Origin of the sequence: Frigoribacterium sp. Leaf415, from assembly GCF_001424645.1 — a bacterium.
GTDB lineage: Bacteria > Actinomycetota > Actinomycetes > Actinomycetales > Microbacteriaceae > Frigoribacterium.
In genome coordinates, this window is record NZ_LMQR01000001.1 from 2,455,611 (window position 1) to 2,473,963 (window position 18,353).

Genomic DNA, 18,353 nt, shown 5'->3' on the forward strand with positions numbered 1-18,353 from the left:
GGTTCAGGCCAGGACGTCGAGGGACGTCGAGAGGGACGAGGAGGCGCGGGCACGGTCGACCGCGCCCGTCGCGTCGAGGGGGTCGGTTCCGTCGCGCGGCGCGCGTCCGGTGCGGGCGTCGGCGGTGCGCGCCTCGGCGGCGTCGCGAGCCTGCCGGCCCGGCCCGCCGTCGGCACCGGCCTGCGCCCCGAGCAAGCCGGGCTGACCGGAGCGGTCGCCCCGGGCGTCGGACGGCTGGTTCTGGGACGAGAGGTCGACGCTGGTCTGGTGACCCGCGCCTCCCGGGCCTGCGCCTCCCGGGTTCGACGCGGTCGCGAGGTCGCGGCGGAGGTCGCCGAGGATCGCCCGGACGGCGTCGCGGCCGGCGTCCGACGCGGCGAACATCTCGACGTGCGTGCCGTGCGCCGAGACGTGGGCCCGGACGGTGACCGGGCCGAGCGCCTCGGGAGCGACGTCCACGGTGACGACGTGCACCCCGGGGCCCGCCGCGGCGAGCGTGAACAGCGGGCGGGCGAGCTGCTGGGTCAACGGGGCCGGCTGCGCGGCGGCCGGCGTCGGGGTCGCGGACGAGGAGGCGCTGGTGGCGGAGGCCGCGGACGTCGCGACGGTCCCGGGGGCGGCGAACACGAGCGTGTCGACGGGGGCGGTCGCGGGGCCGGTGGAGGGGGCCGAGACGGTGGCGGGCGACGAGACGGGACGGCCGTCCGTCGCCGTTGCCGCGGAGGAGGCAGGCCCCGGGATCGTCGATCCGGCACGGACCGGATCACCGGTGACGGGCAGCGCCTCGGAGCGGCCGGCCGATCCGGTGGGTACCGGAGCGAACGGACCGGCGAGGGCCGAGTCGGCAGACGTGCCGGCCGCACTCGTGCCGGAGGGCGCGGCGGTCGCTGCGGCGGTCGCGGCGGTCATTCCTGCGACTGCGGGCGTGGCAGGGGTCGTGGTCGCGGCGGCGATTCCCGGGGTGGAAGCCGTGGTGATCGGAGCGCTCGCTGCCGCGGTGGGACCGGCAACGTCGGCAGCTCCCGAGGAGGCGGAGGCGGTGGTGGGCGCCGACGCGCCGAGGGCCGAGCCGGAGACGGACGGGTCGGCCGATCCGGTACGTGTCGGATCGAGGTCGGAGACCGGCCCGGCGACCATGGACGAGCCGGCCGATCCGGTACGTGCCGGATCGAGGCTCTCGGCCGAGGCGCCGGGGGAGGTCAGCGCTCCGGTGCGTACCGGATCAGCGAACGCGGAAGGACGCAGCGACACGGCGGCGAGGGCAGGAACCGCAGCGGGGACCGTCCCGGCGGCGTCCGTCGTCCCGGTGGCCCCGGCCGAGGCGGAGGCGACGACGGCGCTGCTGCCGGCGACGGCGCTGGCGACGGGCAGACCGGGCGTCACGATGCCGGATGCCGTGCCGTCCGACACGGCGGGCCCGCCGGCGGTGGTCGACGGGGGTTCCGAGGCTCCGGCCGGCGTTGCGGGCTCGGCGGCACCGGCTGATCCGGCGGTCGGCGCCGAGCTCGCACCGGCGAGGGTCCGGCGCCAGGGTGCGACGGACGCGGGGTCGAGCGACGTGGCGACGTTCTCGTTCGAGGCAGGGGTCGAGGAGTCCGGGCCGACCGGGGCGTTCCGGTCGTCGGCGCCGCCGGCGGTACGTGCGGCGGCGCGGGCGTCACGGTCCGCGGTGCCGGCGTCACGGTCCGCGACCCGGGCGTCGCGCCGGTCGGCGGCCCGCGAGGCGTGCTCGTGACGCATGGCGGCGCCGAAGCCGGCGGCCGCACGGTCGGCCTCGCGGGCAGCACCGGCACCGGCACCGCCTGCTCCGGGTCCGCGCGACCCGACGGGGGCACGCAGCGACGACGCCTCGGACAGGGCGGGAGGCGCGAACGGAAGGGTGCGGGACAGGGTCACGAGGCCACCCCCGCGCTCATCAGCTTCTGGAGGGCCGCGGTCATCAGGTCGGTCCCCGACGAGGACGCGCCCGACGCACCGGCCGCACCGGAGAGACCGGACAGGCCGGACAGGCCCGACAGGCCGGAGAGACCCGACAAGCCCGACAGGCTCGACAGCGCCGACGACGCGGCCGACGTCGGCGCGGCACCCGACGCGCCCTCGGCCGGGACGATGCGGCGGATCGTGCTGAGGTCGGAGTCCTTGTACCAGTTGTCGACGATCTGGACGTCCTTGCCCGGACGGGGCGCGTGCAGCACCTTGCCGTCGCCGAGGTAGATCACGATGTGGCCCTCGCCCTTGGGCACGAGCAGGTCGCCGGGCTTCGCCTCGGCGAGCGACGACACCTCGGCGCCCATCTTCGCCTGGTCCGGCACGACCCGCGGCATGCTGACGCCGAGGTCCTCGAACACGGTCTGCACGAGACCCGAGCAGTCCATGCCCGTCCGGTCCTCGCCGCCGAACACGTACGGCACGCCGAGGTACTTCTTGGCGGACTCGACCACGTCCGAGCCGTCCGCTCCGCTGCCGCTCGCGACCGATCCGGCCACGGCGTCCACGGAGGCGCTGGTCGCCGTCGCGCCCGTCCCGGACGTGCCGGCGAGCGCGTCGGCGAAGGCCGTGGCCGACGTGGCGGACGCGGCGGTGGCCGTCGCGGACGTCGCACCGGTGGTGCCGGCGCGCAGCTGGGCGATGGTCGCCTGGATGTCCTGGATGCGGGACAGGACCTCGGTCACGGGACTCACGCCGCGCCTCCTGGGTTCTCGGGGTCGGTGCCGGACGGCGAGCCGTCGGGGCGGGGGCGCGAGGCGATCTCGTCGAGGGCGATCTGCTCGTCGCGCAGGTCGGCGGCCGCCTCGGCCACCACGTGCTTGTGCTCGAGCTTCTCGAGGCCGATCGCCGCACGACGGGCCTCGTTGAAGGCGGCCTGCGCCGCGTCGGCGTCGGCCTGACGGCGCTGGGTGACCGCGTCGAGCTCGGCGAGCATGCCGCGCGACGAGGCCCGCGAGGCGGCGAGCGCGCTCAGCATGGCCGCGTCCGTGACCTCGGACGGCTCGTCGGCGAGGGTGCGCTTGGCGCGCACGCGCTCGTCGGCGGCCTCACGCAGGCGGTCGGCGGCCTCGGCGAGGACGGCGCCGGCCTGGTCCTGCTGGGCGTGACGCAGCCGCAGCAGGCCGAGCAGCGAGAACGGACGTGCCATCAGATCGCTCCGAACCGTGAGGTGAGCGAGGCCAGGGCGTTCCACGAGTCGGCCGAGGCCGCCCGGTCGTCCATGCCCTGCTGCAGGAACGCGTCGATGGCGCCCTGGTGGTCGACCGCCGCGTCGACGAGCGGGTTGGTGCCACGCTGGTACGCGCCGACGTCGAGCAGGTCCTGGGCGGCTCGGCGCGCGGCCATCACCTTGCGCAGCGTCGTCGCGGCGGCGCGCTGCGGCGGGCTGGTCACCTTCGAGGCGACGCGCGAGACCGAGCCGAGCGCGTCGACCGACGGGAAGTGCCCGGTCACGGCGAGCTTGCGGTCGAGCACGACGTGCCCGTCGAGGATGCTGCGGGCGGCGTCGGCGATCGGTTCGTTGTGGTCGTCGCCGTCGACCAGCACCGTGTAGAGCCCGGTGACCGAGCCGATGCGGTCGGTCCCGGCGCGCTCGAGCAGGCCGGCCAGCACCGAGAACGTCGACGGCGGGTAGCCCCGGGTCGCGGGCGGTTCGCCGACCGAGAGGCCGATCTCGCGCTGGGCCATCGCCACGCGGGTGAGCGAGTCCATCATCAGCACGACGTCGGCGCCCTGGTCGCGGAACGACTCGGCGATGCGGGTCGCGACGAACGCGGCGCGGAGGCGCATCAGGGCGGGCTCGTCGCTGGTCGAGACGACGACGATCGAGCGGGCGAGGCCCTCGGGGCCGAGGTCGTCCTCGAGGAACTCGCGCACCTCGCGGCCGCGCTCGCCGACCAGGGCGATCACGCTGACCTGGGCGTCCGAGCCGCGGGCGATCATCGACAGCAGCGACGACTTCCCGACGCCCGAGCCGGCGAACAGGCCGACGCGCTGGCCCTTGCCGACCGTGGTCAGGGTGTCGAGCACGCGCACGCCGAGCTGCAGGGGCGTGTCGATGCGCGCCCGGTGCATGGCGGACGGGGTCTCGTGGTCGAGCGGCACGAGGTCGACGCGACCCCCGTCGGCGCCGACGAGCGGCCCCTTGCCGTCGATCGGCCGACCGAGCCCGTCGAGCACGCGCCCGAACAGGCCCGTGCCGGTCGGGACGAGCAGCGGACGACCGGTCGAGCGGACGGGCGTGCCGGTCGTGATGCCGGTGAGGCGGCCGAGCGGCATGCACCGCACGCCGTCGGGCGTGGTCGCGACGACCTCGGCGAGGTCCGAGCCGGCGCCGGGCCCGCCGGACGTCGCGGTCGCGTCGCCGACGGCGACGATCTCGCCGACGGCCGCGTCGAGGCCCTGCACGGTGAGGCCGAGGCCCACGGCCGAGCTGACCCGGCCCACGCGTTGCGGGCGGGCCGCGACGCGTGCCGCGGCGAGACGGGGGGCCAGGGCGGTCGGCACGCGCGGACGGCCGCCGTCGACGACGGCACCCGTCGACACGAGAGCAGGAGGCGCGGTGAGGGTCACGAGACTCCCCCGTCCGACGCCGGGTCACCGAGCAGCGCCGTCCGGGCCCGGTCGAGCGCGGTGCCGAGTCGGGCGTCGACCTGGCCGATGCGTCGCTCGGCCTCGGCGTCGCCGCGGGCCAGGCTCGCGTCGGCCACGAAGGACACCTCGGCGGCCACGGAGTCGCGGGTCGCGGCGTCGAGCTGCGCGAGGTCGGCCGGGTGCAGGCGGACGGTCACGACGTCGCCGGGGTCGGTCACGGCGAGGGCGCGGGCGACGGCCGCACGAGCGGTGCGGCCGAGGCGCGGGTCGACGTCGGGCGTGACGATGGCATCGGGCGTGGCGGTGGCGTCGACCCCGTGCGACCCGTCGTCGACGGACTCGGAGGCGCGCAGTTCGTAGCCGAGGACCGCCTCGGCGAGCTCGAAGGCGGTGGCGACCAGCGCCTCCTCGGCGTCGTCCAGGACGGGCGCGACGCGGGCGTCGAGCGCACGGGCCGACGTGGCGAGGGCCCCGACGGCCGAGACGGTCGCGGCCTGGAGGCGGTGCAGCAGGTCGGAGTGCTCGGCCTCGAGGACGGCCCGGCGGGCGGCGAGCTCGAGCTCGGCGGCGCGGAGGCCGGCGGCGTACCCGGCGGCGTGACCGCGGGCCTCGGCCCGGGCGTCGTGGGCCTGTCGGGTGGTGGCGGCGTCGGACCCCGGCAGCGAGACGGACGGGTAGCTGACGCGCGCGAAGGCCGGGGCAGCGCCCTCGGGGGTCATCACGGAGTCGAGCATCACGAGCCGTTCGGCGTTGGGGGTGACGGCCGATCCGTGGCCAGGGGTGAGGTGAGCGATCCGTGCTCACCGGCGACTCTCGACGCGCGGCGGGCGGGCGTTAGGGCTTGCCCCGAAGGGGGGCCGCGTCGCGTACCGAACCCGACCCGCACCTCCCGGCTCCGCGTACCGAACCCGACCACGTCGGCCCGACTCGCCGCTCACCTTCGTCAGCAGTCGGCGTGTCGCCCTGCCGTTGTCGCGATGTGCACAGGGAAGAGGGAAGGGGCCGGGCGGGAGAGGAGGGGCGGGTGGGGTGGTCGATGGGGGGCCAGCTAGTCGACGAGGGCGTCGTCGTCGGAGCGGTGCATGGTGATCGCGCCCATCGCCTCGAGTTCGCGGATGGCGCGCACGACCGACGCCCGCGCCTCCTCGATCTGCGACTTGCGGACCGGACCCATCGACTGCAGCTCGTCGTCCAGCAACTCGCGGTTGCGCTCGGAGACGTTGCCGCGGATGACCTCGGTCACCGCGGTCGGTGCGCCCTTCATCGCCGTGGCGAGGATCGCCGCGTCGATGCCGCGCAGCACCTGCTGGATGTCGCGCGACTCGAGCTTGACGATGTCCTCGAAGGTGAGCATGCGCGAGCGGACCTCCTCGGCCAGCTCGGGGTCGCGTTCGTCGAGGCCCTCGAGCAGCGCTTTCTCGGTCGCCACGTCGCTGCGGTTGAGGATCTCGATCAACGGCTGGATGCCCCCGACGACCTCGACCTGTTCGCGCGGGGCGACGACGGCACCGGCCCGCACCTTGAGGGTGGCCGCGACGATGCCCACGGACTCGGGGGTGGCCGTGCCCATCGTCGCGATGGCCTGGGCGACGTCGGCGCGCAGCTCGACGTCGAGACCCGACATCACGGCGGAGGCCTGCTGCGGTCGCAGGTGGGCGAGCACCAGGGCGATGGTCTGCGGCAGTTCGCCGTCGAGCAGCGTCACCACCTGACCGGCCTCGGCCTCGTCGAGGAACTCGAACGACTTGCCGGCCATGTTGGAGGCCATGCGCTCCATGACGCCGGCGGCGCGCTCCGAACCGAACGACGCCTCGAGCAGGCCGACCGCGACGTCGTGCCCGCCGCGGCGCTGGTAGCGGCCGCTGACGCTGAGGTCGTGGAACTCGGCCACGGTGGCCTCGGCGAGCGACGGGTCGACGCGACGCAGGCGCACGATCTCGGCCGCGATCTCCTCGGCCTCGACCTCGCTGAACTCCTTCATGACCGCGGCCGCACGGGCCTGGTCCATCTGCATCAGGATGACCGCGACCTTCTGCGGTCCGGTCAACGGCTTGCCGACGCCGGGGGCCGCCGGGGCACCGAAGGTGGTGGGGACGAGGCTCATGCGGGCTGCCGGTCGTCCATCAGGCCGCGCAGCAGCTCGGCGGTCTTGCCCGGGTCGCGCTCGGCCATCGCGTCGATCTCGGCGCGGCGGCGCTCGGCCGAGACGAACTCGGGCGACGGCGTCGGGGCGTCGACGTCGAGCAGCTCGGTCCTCGCCTCGCCCATGCCGGGCAGCGTGAGCCGCGAGGTGGCGACGGCGTCGTCGAGCGACAGCGGCATCGTGGCGTCCCAGGTCTGGGCACCGTTCTGCGGGGCGAGCTCGCCGAGGTCGACGTCCTCGCGGTCCTGGCGGCGGCTGCGACGGGCGAAGACGATCAGGCCGACGATGGCGGCGATCGCGATGGCCGCGACGATGCCGACCGTGCGGATGGTGCCCCACATCGCCTCGCTCGCACTCGCCGCGTCGGCGGCCTTGAGCGCCTCGGCGGCGGCGTCCGCGGCCGAGGTGTCGAAGTCGACCTGGGCGACCTGGACGGTGTCGCCGCGGGCGGCGTCGATGCCGGCGGCGGCGCCGACGAGGTCGCGCACGCTCTGCATGTTGACCCCGTTGGCCGCGGCCGAGTTCAGCGCGACCGAGACCGTCTGCCGGCTGACCTCGCCGGCCGGCACGTTGAGGCTCTCGGTGACCTTGTCGACGGCGTTGTTCTTCGTGGTCGACTCGTTGGTGTATCCGCCGTCGGCGCCGGTGCCCGCGGTGGTGGTCCCGTCGGCGGCGGTGCCGTTCGGCACGGCGATGTTGTCCGGGCCGAGCACGCCGGTCGCGCCGGTACCGTTCGCCCCGTCCGCCCCCGAGCCGTACTGCTCGGTGGTGCCCGACTCGTTGAGGGCGATCGGCCCCGAGGTCGGCTGCGAGAACGACTCGGTCACCTTGGTGCCCGAACTCTGGTCGAGGTCGGCGGCCACCACGACGGACGAGTTGCCGGGGCCCACCATCTTGTCGAGCATGGCCTGCACCGACGCCTGGACCTTGGACTCGTAGTCGCTCGCGTCGCCGCCCGCGCCTCCGACCGCTCCGCTGCCGACGGCCGACAGCACCGTGCCCGAGGCGTCGGTGACGGCGACGTCGGTCGCCTTCATGCCGTCGACGGAGGCGCTGGTGAGGTTGACGATGGCCTGCACCTGCTTCGAGTCCAGCGTCGCACCGGCCTGGGTCTCGACGAACACCGAGGCGGTCGGGTCGCGCTGCTCGGCGACGAAGACCGACTCCTCGGGGATCGCGAGCTGCACGCTGGCGTTCTTGACGCCGTCCATCGCCTTGATCGTGTTGGCGAGCTCGCCCTCGATGGCGCGCTTGTAGGTGACGTTCTGCTGGAACTCGGACGAGGTGACGCCCATGGTGTCGAGCAGCGAGTAGCCGCCGCCCGAGCTCGCGGCGGGCAGCCCCGCGGCCGCGGCCTTGAGGCGCTCGTCGTAGACGACGTTCTCGGGCACGAGGATCGTGCCGCCGCCCGCGGTCAGCTGGTACGGCACGCCGTCGGTCTGCAGCAGTTCGACGATGGCGCTCGCGTCGGTCGGGTCGATGCCGCTGAACAGCGGCGTGTAGGTGGGCTTGCCCAGCCAGCTGACGAGCGCGACGACGCCGAGCACGAGCGCGGCGAGCAGGATGACGGCGATCGTGCGCTGCGCGACCGTGAAGCTCTGGAGGGCGGCACCGAGCTTGGCGAGCTGGCCCTTGACGGCGTTCGGCATCAGGCCTGCATCCTCATGATCTCGTTGAAGGCGTCGACGCCCTTGTTGCGGACGGCGCTGACCAGCTCGAGCGTGACCTGGGCACGCGTCGCGGCGATGGTCGCGTCGTGGATGTCGGTCAGGTCGCCCGTGACGGCCTTGACCGCGAGGGTCTTCGACTCGGACTGCAGCTGCTGCAGGCCCTCGACGGCACCGGTCATGGTCGCGCCGAAGGTCGCGCCCGAGACCGAGGAGGCGCCGGTCGCGCCGGTCGAGCCCGTCACGTCGGACGCGCCGCCGGCCGTCATGAGCGAGCTCACGTCGGCGTAGCCGGACTGTTGCACGGCCCCGAGGGCCTGGATTCCTGCGATGGGCATCAGCCACGTCCGATCTGGAGTGCGGCCTCGTAGGCCGTCTTGGCACGGTCGACCACGGCGGCGTTGGCCTGGTAGCCACGCTGCGCCATGATCAGGTCGCCCATCTGGGCGCCGAGGTCGATGTCGGGCATGCGCACGTATCCCTCGGCGTCGGCGAGCGGGTGGTCGGGGAGGTAGGTGACGCGGCCGGCTTCGCTGCCGTAGCGGTCGGCCTTGACGAAGACGCCCGAGGTGCCGGCGCCCTCCTGCACCTCGACGTAGCGGGCCTGGAAGGCGGTGTCGTCCATCGACTTGACGGTGTTGACGTTGGCGATGTTGTCCGAGACGGCGTCGAGCCACTTGCGGTGCACGGTCAGGCCGGTGCTCGCGATGCCGATCGCGTCGAAGGCGGTCACGAGTTCGTCCGGAACGCGGCGCGGACGGCCGTCAGCTCGGAGTTCATGGCCTGCGTGGCGAACTGGTACCGCAGCACGGTGTCGACGTTCGACAGGGTCTCCGTGTCGAGGTTGACGTTGTTGCCGTCGAGGCGCGTGGGCTCGAGGCTGCGCGACGTGGACGCCTGGACCGCTCCACTGCCGGACGCGACCGACCGGCCCAGCGCCTCCTCGAACTGCACCCGCTTGGCGGTGTAGTTGGGGGTGTTGACGTTCGCGATGTTCGCGGCGATCGTCTTCTGGCGCAGCGAGAGACCGTCGAGGGCGCTCTGCAGCGCCGCTTGCGTCACGGATTCGAGTGGCATGCCTGTCCCGGTGGGGTCGGTGGAGTGCGGGGGCCGATCCGTGGCCGGGGTGTGCGAGCGATCCGTGCTCACGGCGCTCTATCGGCGGGGCGCGGGGCGGCGTAAGCGGCGGGCGGGCGCCTGCCCCGTACTGGGGGCGCACGCCGGCTGCTGCTAGCGTCGCGCCCAGGACCGGGGAACGGAGGCGCGCGCATGGACGAGGACGGCCGACGGCTGCTGGGCCTCGGGGACGAGCACGCCCCCGACCCGGACGAGAAGATCGTCGTGGACGACGACGAGGCGGCTGCGGAGGCTGCCCTGGGCCGCCGGTCGGTCGGTGCCTTGGTCGGGCTCGTGTTCCTCGCCCTCGTGGTCGCGGCGATCGCGGTCGGGGTCGTGCTGCCCCTGCTCCTGTGGCCGGTCGGCTTGTGGATCGGCCTTCAGCAGCAGCCCGCCGAGATCGCGTCGCTCTGGTGGTTCGTGGGCTGACAGCCCTCCGCCGGTGTCGTCCGCCGGGGCACTGTGGCACGATGAACGAGCAGCGCTCGGGGCAGCGGGCGGACAACAGAGCATCCAGGGGGGATGACGATGACGTCGTGGAGCATCTCGATCGACGGGGTACGGGCGGTTCTCGCCTCGGTCGCGACCGACGGGGAAGCCTTGACCGCGGCGGGGTCGGCGTTCGACGTCGCCTCGGCGTCGGCCGTGGCCACCGTGGCCGCACCGACCGTCTCGGCGGCGCTGCGATCCGCCATGGACGAGCGCGAGGACGTCGCCGACCGCATGGCCGCGACCGTCCGCCGGGCGGTCGGTGGGGCGAGCGACGCCACGACCGCCTACCTCGACGGCGACGAGGAGATGGCGGCGAACGCGACCACCCGCGCCTCGGCCGTCGACGCGTGGAACCGGAGCGCGCCTCCTGCGGGCGTCGACCGCGGTGCCTGGAGGGTCCGATGAGCTACATCACGACGGCCGACGTCGAGCCGATGGCCGACGACCCCGCCGCCGTCGAATCAGCGGCGACGTCCCTGCGGGCGACCGCCGAGCCGCTGCGGTCGGCGGGTGCGGACGTCGAGACTCACTGGCAGGGTCTCGGCGGCGTCTACGAGGCTCCCGAGCAGGGCGTGCTGTTCGGGGCGGTCGCCCCGGTGCGCGTCGCGGGCGACGACCTGGCGACGTCGATCGAGCAGATCGCCGACGCCCTCGCCGCCTACGCCGAGGCGCTCGCCCCGCTCGAGGTGCTGCGCGACCGGCTGTACACCGACGTCGGCGAGTTCGGCATCGAGGTCGCGACCTGGCACGGCGAGGACGGCAACGGGTCCGAGTCGTGGACGTCGAACCCCGAGTTCGTGGCCCGCGACCAGTCCCTGCGCCGGGCGGCGTCGGGCATCACGTCGGCGATCCTCGACGCCGAGCGCGACTGCGCCGGCGCGATCGGGGCCGTGTCCGGAGGCACGGGCAGCGGACTGAGCGCGGTGCGCGACGACCAGGCGGCCGCGATCGCCCGCCCCGGCGCCTGGCAGACGGTGCTGACGACGTTCGACGCGAACGTCGACGCCGCGGCGATGACGACGCTCAAGCAGCTCGCGGCGATGGACCGCGACCAACTCGACGCGTGGGTCGCCGACAACGAGGAGCGCATGCACTCCCTCATCGACGCGCCGCCGTCGGCGGAGGCGACCGAGACCTGGTGGAACGGAGTCGATCCCACCGCGCAGGCGCTGATGGTCTCGAGCGCCTACCTCCTCGTCGGCAATCTGGACGGGGTGCCGTGGAACCGCCGCATCGAGGCGAACCACAACGGGCTGCGGTCCGAGAGCGAACGCCTGCGACGGCTCATCGACGGCGTCCCGGAGCACCCTTCCGACGAACGACGAGCCCAGGCAGACGCGTGGGCCGCTGAACTCCGTCTCTACGACGGACTCCTCGAGGAGCAGAGCACCGTCGTCGCCGCAGACGGCTCGACGACGACGACGGAGGGTGCGCACGTGATCGTGTTCGACCCGTCTCGCGAGGCCATCGCGGTGTACGTCGGGGGGCTGGGCCCGGATGGCGGAATACCGGCCTCGACCCGGGACGTCGGCGTCTACGTCCCCGGAACGGGAAGCCTCCTCTCGAATGCCGACGGCAGCATCGACAAGGCGACGACCATGGCGAACGCAGCGATGCCTCCGGGGTCACTGGGAATGCTGGCCTGGCAAGGCGGTCATTTCCCCCAGGGAGCCGAGGCGGCGAACTCCGCAGCCAGCGAAGACCTCGCCCCGCGACTCTCTCGGCTCGTCAACGCCGTCGACCACCACGAGTCGACGACAGTGACGGCCGTGGGATACAGCTACGGCGGGGCGGTCGTCGGCATGGCAGAGAAGGAGGGGATGGATGTCGACCGGGTGCTCCACGTGTCCAGCGCCGGTCTCGGACACGGCATCCGCGACCTCGATCAGTACCCCGAGACGGCCGACGTGCCCCACTACGCCATGCTCGCTCCGTTCGATCCGATCGTCGGTGGTTCCCAGGGGCTCGAACTCCCGGGAACCGGCATCGGCCACGGCGGCAGTCCGGTCGACACACCAGGAGTGACCCGGCTCGAGACGGGCTTCAACGATGCCTCCGCAGGACAGGAGAGCGGACCGATGCGAGGACACTTCAACTGGTGGTCGACCAAGTCGTCCGCCTTCCGGCAGGTCATGGGTGTCCTCACCGGCGGTGACGTCGAACCCTTCGTCGAGGACCCCGAGGGTGAGAGCCACAAGTGGGACGTCGGGGTCGACGACCTCCCGATCATGCAGGACGATTACCGACGCCGGACGATCGCTGTCGAGACGGGGCAGGGAGGATGAGGTCCCTCCACACTGCCGGCGCACTGACGGGCGTCGTCCTGCTCGCCTTCGTCACGGCCTGCACGTCGGGTTCGCCTGCGCCTGATGCCTCCCCTACCCGCTCGTCCCAGGAGGACACCGTGACCATCGACCAGACGCAGATCAAGGCCAACGAGATCGCCGATGCCGTACAAGCTCTCATCCCCAGCGACCAGGTCACGTCGGTCGAGGTCGTCGACGACAGCGCGGGATCGCTGCTCGGTGGCGACGTCGATGCCGATTCGAGTGTCGTCGAGTGGCACGTACAACGCACCATCTCGCTGCGGGAGCCGGCGAACCAGTTGCAGCTGGCCGACCACGCAGTGGACGAGTTGGGGTCGTCGGGCTGGAAGGTCGTCTACGACGGTGAGACGACCGGCGCGGGAGGCCGATGGGTGGAACTGACACGGGACGCCGACGAGGGGTACCAGATCCGCCTGCAGGCCGGCGACGACGGCTCGACACCCGCCGTCCTGTCGCTCGCCGTGACGGGCCCGACCGTCGAGACCGATGGTGACGCAGCGACGTGACGTTCCTCCATGGGTGACCGCCGCGCGCTCTGCGTCGTCGTGTTGGGCCTCGCGCTCCTCACGGCATGCAGCACTGGCACGACCGGGCCTCACGATGCGGACGACGGACTGTCCCTCGAAGAGACCGGCACGGTCGCCACGGAACTGATCGACAGCCTCCAAGCCCAGATCGACCCGACGCTCGTGGCGAGCGTCGAGGCCCAGGAGGACAGCGCGGCGGCGATCGGCGGCTCGGCGGACGACGCCGACGGCAGCATCCAGGAGTGGCGGGTGCTGCGGTACGTCGATCTCGTGGCCGACGCGCCTCAGCTCGACGTCGCCGAGTCGGTGATCGACGCCCACGTCGCGGACGGCTGGACGGTGGGTCTCGACCGTGAGACGTCGAACGCGGGAGGCCGTTGGGTCACGTTGACCTCCGACGAGGACCGCTACGACGGCTTCGAACTGACCGTGCAGGCCGGCGACAACGGTGCGTCACCCGGCCAGAACTACGTCCTCCTCGGCGTCGTCGGACCGACGGTCGAGACAGTACCGTGAGTCGTGACTGACGAGAGGTCGTGGGTCTCCGCGTCGATCGCGATCGCCCTGGTCACCGTCCTGACAGCGTGCAGCACGACCCGGCCGACGACGGACGAGACGTCGACGCCCGTGCCGACCATGTCCGTCGAAGAGACCGGCCGACGTGCCGACGACCTCGTCGACCGGGTGGTCGCGCTCGTCGACCCCGCGGTCGTCGAGAGCGTCGAGGTGTTCGAGGACGGGGACGCCGGCGTGGCCGGCACACCGAACGACCCGGACAGCAGCATCCGTCAGTGGACCGTCGCGCATTCCGTCGTGCTCGTGCCGGGCGTCTCCCGGGACGCGACGACGGCAGCGCTGGTCGACGCCCTCGTCGCCGACGGCTTCACCGTGTTCGAGGACGACACCACCCCGAGCGGCTCACGGCGGATCGTGACCGGACCCGGTGAGGGTGCGGACGAGCCCTACACCGTGACCCTCCGGGGAGGGCCCGACAGCTCCGTCAACCGCCTGATCGACGTCCAGGTGAACGGCCCGGTCGTCGAGACCGCACCCGCGGACTGAGCCGAGCCGCGCCTCCTCGGCCGCACGCCTGACAAGGGGGCGCGTCGGGTCAGGGGCGCGAGTAGCGGTGCTCGGGGCGGCCGGTGGTGCCGTAGCTGAGCTTCATCGTGACGAGGCCGTCCGCGGCGAGCGCCGCGAGGTAGCGCTGGGCCGTCGCGCGCGAGACCCCGACCCGGGCGGCGACGTCCGCCGCCGAGAGCTCGAGCGGCCCGACGTCGGCCCCGCCGGCGGCGCCGGCACCGGCACCGGCCTCCGCGCCGAACTGCTCGAGCACCGCCTGCTCGGTCGCCGACCGCGACGACGAGGCCGCCTTCGCCGCGTCGCCGGAATGGAGGATGCGCAGGGCCCGTTCGAGCGCCTCCTGGTCGACGGCCGTCCGCTCGTCGAGCACGTTGCGGTACCGCTGATAGGCGCGCAACCGGTCGACCAGCGTTCCCGACGCGAAGGGCTTGATCAGGTAGCCGAGCGCCCCGCGCCGCAGGGCCCGCCGCACGGTCGTGGCGTCCGACGCGGCGCTGAGCACGAACGCGTCGACGTCGACCTCGCGCAGCAGGTCGAGGCCGCTGCCGTCGGGCAGGTGCACGTCGAGCAGCAGCAGGTCGACCGGCCGCTCGGCGAGGACGCGGCGCACCTCGGCGATCGTGCCGACGGCCGGCAGCGCCCGCAGGCCGGGCAGCTGCTCGACCTGGCGACGGTGCAGGTCGGCGACGTAGAAGTCGTCGTCGACCACGAGCACGGTGAGTTCGGTCGTCATGGAGTCGTCCTCTCGGAGCTGCGGGGGGCGCTGCCGGTGCGCGGGTCGGGCCGGTCGTGTGGTCCGTCGGTGAACGAGGAGGCGCGGGCCGACCCGGACGCGTCCGTCACCACCGCCTCGCTCGAGACCGCACCCACGAGCCTCGCGCAGAACACGGCCCCGTGCCCCTCGCCACCGGGCGAACCCAGCCACACGTCGCCCCCGCGTCGCCGGGCGATGTCGCGCGACAGCGGCAGCCCGAAGCCCAGACCGTGCACGCGTGCGGGGTCGGCCTCGACATCGGCCGCGACGTCGGCCGCGTGCGGCCCGCGGTCGAACAGCTGCCCCGCGTCGGCGACGCCGTCCCCCGAGTCCATCACCGACAGGTGCAGGTCGGTGCCGTCGTCGAGCACCTCGACCTCGATCCAGGCGGGGGTGACGCGACCGGCCACGGCGGCCCGGACCGCGTTGTCGACCAGGTTGCCGAGCACGGTCGTCACGTCGCCGGGCTCGACGACCGACCCCGTGACGAGCGTCTCGGGCCCGAGCTTCAGCAGCACGCCCCGTTCGGCCGCCTCGACGCCCTTCGCCCCGAGGAACGCCTGCAGGTACGGCTCGGTCAACCGGTCGGCGTGGGCGACGGGGTAGCGCAACGGCCCGTGGTCGAGCACGTCGGCGAGGTAGGCGCGGGCCTGCTCGGCGCGACCGAGCTCGAGCATCCCCGACAGGGCGTGCAACCGGTTGGCGAACTCGTGTCGCTGCGCGCGGAGGGCCGTGGTCATCGCGCCGACGGCGTCGAGCCGACGGGTCAGGGCCTCGACGGCCGTGCGGTCGCGCACCACCGCGACCCGGCCGAGGTCGACACCGTCGCGCGACACCGGACGCACGTCGACGAGCAGCACGTGGTGGTCGACCACGAGCGTCGTGTCGGTCGTGGTGCCGGCCGGCGTCCCTCCCGGGGTCACCTCCACGTCGCCGTGCCGACCGCTCGAGCCGAGCAGCGCGACGAGCCCCTCGGGCAGGTCGAGCCCGCCGAGGGGCTGCCCCACCACGGCACCCGCGTCGAGCCCCAGCAGTCGGGCGGCCTGGTCGTTGCACACCGTCACCACGCCGTCGCGCGACACGGCGAGCACGCCCTCGCCGACGCCGCCGAGCACGGCCTGCTGGTTCTGCACGAGGGTCGACAGTTCTTCCGGCTGCAGCCCGAGGGTCGCCCGGTCGAGCCGCCGGCGGATGAGCACCGACGCGACGACGCCGAGCGCGAGGGCCAGCACGGCCACCCCGACGACCGGCACGGCGTCCTGCACGAGCGTGTCGTAGACCCGGGTCGGCGCGTAGCCGACGCTGACCTCGCCCACGACGTCCGCCGCCGAGCCGGACCCCGGCGACGCCGCGCCGACCGAGACGCCCGGCGCGTAGATCGGCACCTTCGCGCGGGCCGAGTCGCCGAGCGTGCCGCGCTCCCAGGCCACGACCTCCTCCCCGCGCAGGGCGGCGTCGGGGCTGGTGCTGACGCGCTCGCCGATGCGGGAGGGGTCCGGGTGGGCCAGCCGCACCCCGCGATCGTCGGTCACGACGACGAAGAGCGCCCCGGTGCGCTGCTGGGCCGCGACCGCGGTGCGCTGCAGGGCTCCCCCGGCCAGCGCCTCCTGGTCGATCTCGGTGCCGTCGACGCTCAGCAGCGCGACCTGCTCGCGGACGTCGGCGTCGCTCGCGACGCTCTGCGCCACGGCGAGCGCCGTCGACTCGGCCTCGCGCGCCAGGCGCTGGACGGCGATCGTCGCGAAGACGGCGCTGGTCAGCAGCACGATGGCGGTGACGACGGCGAGCTGCAGCAGCAGCACCTCGGTGGCGAAACGTCGCTTCCGGAGGCGCGGCGCCGGCCCCTGCCCGAGGTCGCGTCGCGATCCCGGTCGGGCCCTCGTCGAGGTGCGCCGCCCCCGGGGTGAACTGTCGTCGGTCACGCCCGCCAGGGTACCGGGCGTGGCCGACCCGACCCGCGCCTCCTGCGGTCCTGAGCAGAACGCGCAGAACCTCGGCAACGCGCGATAGTCGGCCAATGCGCACAAGCGCGACGCGGGTCGGGAGGCGCGGCTAGCGTGCCCGGACACACGAACCGGACGAAGGAGTCCTGATGCTCGTCATCCTCGGTTATCTGATGATCGCCACCTTCATGGTGCTGATCATGACCAAGCGGCTCTCGCCGATGCTCGCCCTGATCATGGTGCCGACCATCTTCGGCCTGTTCGCGGGGGCCGGCCTCGGCATCGGCGACATGGTGATCGAGGCGATCGGCGACCTGGCCCCGACCGCGGCGCTGCTGATGTTCGCGATCATGTACTTCGGGCTGATGATCGACGTCGGGCTGTTCGACCCGCTCGTGCGGTTCATCCTCCGTGTGACCGGCAACGACCCCGCGAAGATCGTGCTCGGCACGGCGCTGCTGGCCGGCGCCGTCTCGCTCGACGGCGACGGGTCGACCACGTTCATCGTGACGACCGCCGCCATGCTGCCGATCTACCTCAAGCTCGGCATGAGCCCGGTCGTGCTGACCTGCGTCGCCGGCCTCGCCAACGGCACGCTCAACATCGTCCCCTGGGGCGGGCCGACCGTGCGCGCCGCCGCCGCCCTCAACGTCGCGCCGTCCGACATCTTCGTGCCGCTCGTGCCGTCGCTGATCACGGGCCTCGTCATCGTGTTCGTGTTCGCCTGGCTGATGGGCCTGCGCGAGCGCCGCCGCCTCGGCACGGTCGAGCTCGGCGGCTCGGTGCTCGCCGCCGCGGCCGAGAAGATGTCCCCCCTGTCACGCGAGCTGGCCACGGCCGCCCGCGGCGGCGGACCGGGCAAGGCGGGCGTCGGCGTCTCGATGTTCACCAGCCCCACGGTCGCCCTGGGCCTGCGCGGCGGTCGCGCCGACGGCAGCCGCGCGGACGCCCCCGGCGAGCGCGCGGTCTACAACCCGGGCGGCACCGCCGGCAGCGAGAACGGCGCACCCATGGCCGGCACGATGGCCGACACGATGCTCGACCCGACCCGCGAGACCCTGCGTCCCAAGCTGATCTGGTTCAACCTCGCGCTGACCGTCGTGGTGATGGTGCTGCTCGTGCTCGACCTCTTCCCCCTGGCCTACGTGTTCATGGTCGGCGTCGCGGTCGCGCTGCTGATCAACTTCCCGAAGGTGAAGCAGCAGTCGGCCGAGATCGTCGCCCACGCGCCGAGCATCGTCGGCGTCGTCTCGATGGTCTTCGCCGCCGGCGTGCTGATCGGCGTGCTCAACGGCACGGGCATGGTCGACGCGATGGCGCAGTGGCTCGTGCAGGTGATCCCGAACGAGATGGGCCCGTACCTGGCCGTCATCACGGGGTTGCTCAGCCTGCCGCTCACCTTCTTCATGAGCAACGACGCCTTCTACTTCGGCATCCTGCCCGTGCTCGCCCAGAGCGCCGCGGCGTTCGGCATCGAGCCGGTCGAGATGGCGCGCGCGTCGGTCATCGGCCAGCCCGTGCACCTGCAGAGCCCGCTCGTGCCGGCGATCCTGCTGCTGGTCAGCCTCGCGAACGTCAACCTCGGCGACCACCACAAGAAGGTCCTCTGGCGAGCGGCCGTCGTCTCGGTCGTCATGCTCGTGGTCGCGATCGTCGTCGGGGTCATCCCCTTCGGCTGAGGCTCCGGCCGGGCCGGGCCGGGCCGGGCCGGGCCGGGCCG

19 protein-coding genes are annotated in these 18,353 nt (G+C 73.5%); 7 read left to right on the forward strand and 12 right to left on the reverse strand.

Annotated elements, in window-relative coordinates:
- Positions 1–3 precede the first annotated feature (3 nt).
- The 10 genes from ASG28_RS11335 to ASG28_RS11380 all read right to left on the reverse strand — a co-directional run bounded on the left by ASG28_RS11335 (position 4) and on the right by ASG28_RS11380 (position 9,468).
- Positions 4–1,896: a flagellar hook-length control protein FliK gene (locus ASG28_RS11335; protein ID WP_055975135.1), complete on the reverse strand. Its 1,893-nt coding sequence runs from the start codon at positions 1,894–1,896 to the stop codon at positions 4–6.
- Complete coding sequence (locus tag ASG28_RS11340; RefSeq protein WP_235477765.1) at positions 1,893–2,681, reverse strand: C40 family peptidase; 789 nt, start codon at positions 2,679–2,681, stop codon at positions 1,893–1,895. The genes ASG28_RS11335 and ASG28_RS11340 overlap by 4 nt, the downstream gene beginning before the upstream one ends.
- Positions 2,678–3,136 carry a hypothetical protein gene (locus tag ASG28_RS11345; protein WP_055975141.1) on the reverse strand — a complete coding sequence of 153 codons (459 nt, stop codon included), beginning with the start codon at positions 3,134–3,136 and terminating at the stop codon, positions 2,678–2,680. The genes ASG28_RS11340 and ASG28_RS11345 overlap by 4 nt, the downstream gene beginning before the upstream one ends.
- Positions 3,136–4,494, reverse strand: a complete 1,359-nt coding sequence (locus ASG28_RS11350; RefSeq protein WP_055977517.1) for a FliI/YscN family ATPase — start codon at positions 4,492–4,494, stop codon at positions 3,136–3,138. Before ASG28_RS11350 ends, ASG28_RS11345 begins: the two co-directional genes overlap by 1 nt.
- Positions 4,495–4,556: 62 nt before the next feature.
- Positions 4,557–5,315, reverse strand: coding sequence for a FliH/SctL family protein (locus tag ASG28_RS11355; RefSeq protein WP_055975142.1), 759 nt, complete (start codon positions 5,313–5,315; stop codon positions 4,557–4,559).
- Positions 5,316–5,629: 314 nt separating this feature from the next.
- On the reverse strand, positions 5,630–6,685 hold the full coding sequence (gene fliG / locus ASG28_RS11360) for a flagellar motor switch protein FliG (protein ID WP_055975147.1): 1,056 nt from the start codon (positions 6,683–6,685) through the stop codon (positions 5,630–5,632).
- The gene (gene fliF, locus ASG28_RS11365; RefSeq protein WP_055975150.1) at positions 6,682–8,373 is read right to left on the reverse strand and encodes a flagellar basal-body MS-ring/collar protein FliF; all 1,692 of its coding nucleotides are present in this window, start codon (positions 8,371–8,373) and stop codon (positions 6,682–6,684) included. Before fliF ends, fliG begins: the two co-directional genes overlap by 4 nt.
- A complete protein-coding gene (gene fliE / locus ASG28_RS11370; protein ID WP_082454592.1) occupies positions 8,373–8,729 on the reverse strand; it encodes a flagellar hook-basal body complex protein FliE in 357 nt (118 codons plus the stop codon). The genes fliF and fliE overlap by 1 nt, the downstream gene beginning before the upstream one ends.
- The gene (locus tag ASG28_RS11375; protein WP_043596823.1) at positions 8,729–9,124 is read right to left on the reverse strand and encodes a flagellar basal body rod protein FlgC; all 396 of its coding nucleotides are present in this window, start codon (positions 9,122–9,124) and stop codon (positions 8,729–8,731) included. Before ASG28_RS11375 ends, fliE begins: the two co-directional genes overlap by 1 nt.
- Positions 9,121–9,468, reverse strand: a complete 348-nt coding sequence (locus tag ASG28_RS11380; RefSeq protein WP_055975153.1) for a flagellar basal body rod protein FlgB — start codon at positions 9,466–9,468, stop codon at positions 9,121–9,123. The genes ASG28_RS11375 and ASG28_RS11380 overlap by 4 nt, the downstream gene beginning before the upstream one ends.
- Positions 9,469–9,660: 192 nt before the next feature.
- Between ASG28_RS11380 and ASG28_RS11385 the strand changes: the two genes are divergently transcribed.
- The 6 genes from ASG28_RS11385 (at position 9,661) to ASG28_RS11410 (ending at position 13,915) form a co-directional block, all read left to right on the forward strand.
- Complete coding sequence (locus ASG28_RS11385; protein WP_055975155.1) at positions 9,661–9,936, forward strand: hypothetical protein; 276 nt, start codon at positions 9,661–9,663, stop codon at positions 9,934–9,936.
- A 93-nt stretch (positions 9,937–10,029) separates the two neighbouring features.
- Positions 10,030–10,404, forward strand: coding sequence for a DUF6507 family protein (locus tag ASG28_RS11390; protein WP_055975158.1), 375 nt, complete (start codon positions 10,030–10,032; stop codon positions 10,402–10,404).
- Positions 10,401–12,284 (forward strand): hypothetical protein, encoded by a 1,884-nt coding sequence (locus ASG28_RS11395; protein WP_055975161.1) that lies wholly within the window; start codon positions 10,401–10,403, stop codon positions 12,282–12,284. Before ASG28_RS11390 ends, ASG28_RS11395 begins: the two co-directional genes overlap by 4 nt.
- 119 nt (positions 12,285–12,403) lie before the next feature.
- Positions 12,404–12,832, forward strand: a complete 429-nt coding sequence (locus ASG28_RS11400; RefSeq protein WP_055975164.1) for a hypothetical protein — start codon at positions 12,404–12,406, stop codon at positions 12,830–12,832.
- A 9-nt stretch (positions 12,833–12,841) separates the two neighbouring features.
- Complete coding sequence (locus ASG28_RS11405; protein WP_055975167.1) at positions 12,842–13,369, forward strand: hypothetical protein; 528 nt, start codon at positions 12,842–12,844, stop codon at positions 13,367–13,369.
- Between the two features lie 3 nt (positions 13,370–13,372).
- Positions 13,373–13,915: a hypothetical protein gene (locus tag ASG28_RS11410; RefSeq protein ID WP_055975170.1), complete on the forward strand. Its 543-nt coding sequence runs from the start codon at positions 13,373–13,375 to the stop codon at positions 13,913–13,915.
- A 49-nt stretch (positions 13,916–13,964) separates the two neighbouring features.
- Here the strand turns inward: ASG28_RS11410 and ASG28_RS11415 are convergent, their stop codons facing one another.
- Positions 13,965–14,669 carry a response regulator gene (locus ASG28_RS11415; protein WP_055975173.1) on the reverse strand — a complete coding sequence of 235 codons (705 nt, stop codon included), beginning with the start codon at positions 14,667–14,669 and terminating at the stop codon, positions 13,965–13,967.
- On the reverse strand, positions 14,666–16,612 hold the full coding sequence (locus tag ASG28_RS11420) for a sensor histidine kinase (RefSeq protein ID WP_082454593.1): 1,947 nt from the start codon (positions 16,610–16,612) through the stop codon (positions 14,666–14,668). The genes ASG28_RS11415 and ASG28_RS11420 overlap by 4 nt, the downstream gene beginning before the upstream one ends.
- A 170-nt stretch (positions 16,613–16,782) precedes the next feature.
- Between ASG28_RS11420 and ASG28_RS11425 the strand changes: the two genes are divergently transcribed.
- Positions 16,783–18,312, forward strand: a complete 1,530-nt coding sequence (locus ASG28_RS11425) for a CitMHS family transporter (RefSeq protein ID WP_055975175.1) — start codon at positions 16,783–16,785, stop codon at positions 18,310–18,312.
- Positions 18,313–18,353 lie beyond the last annotated feature (41 nt).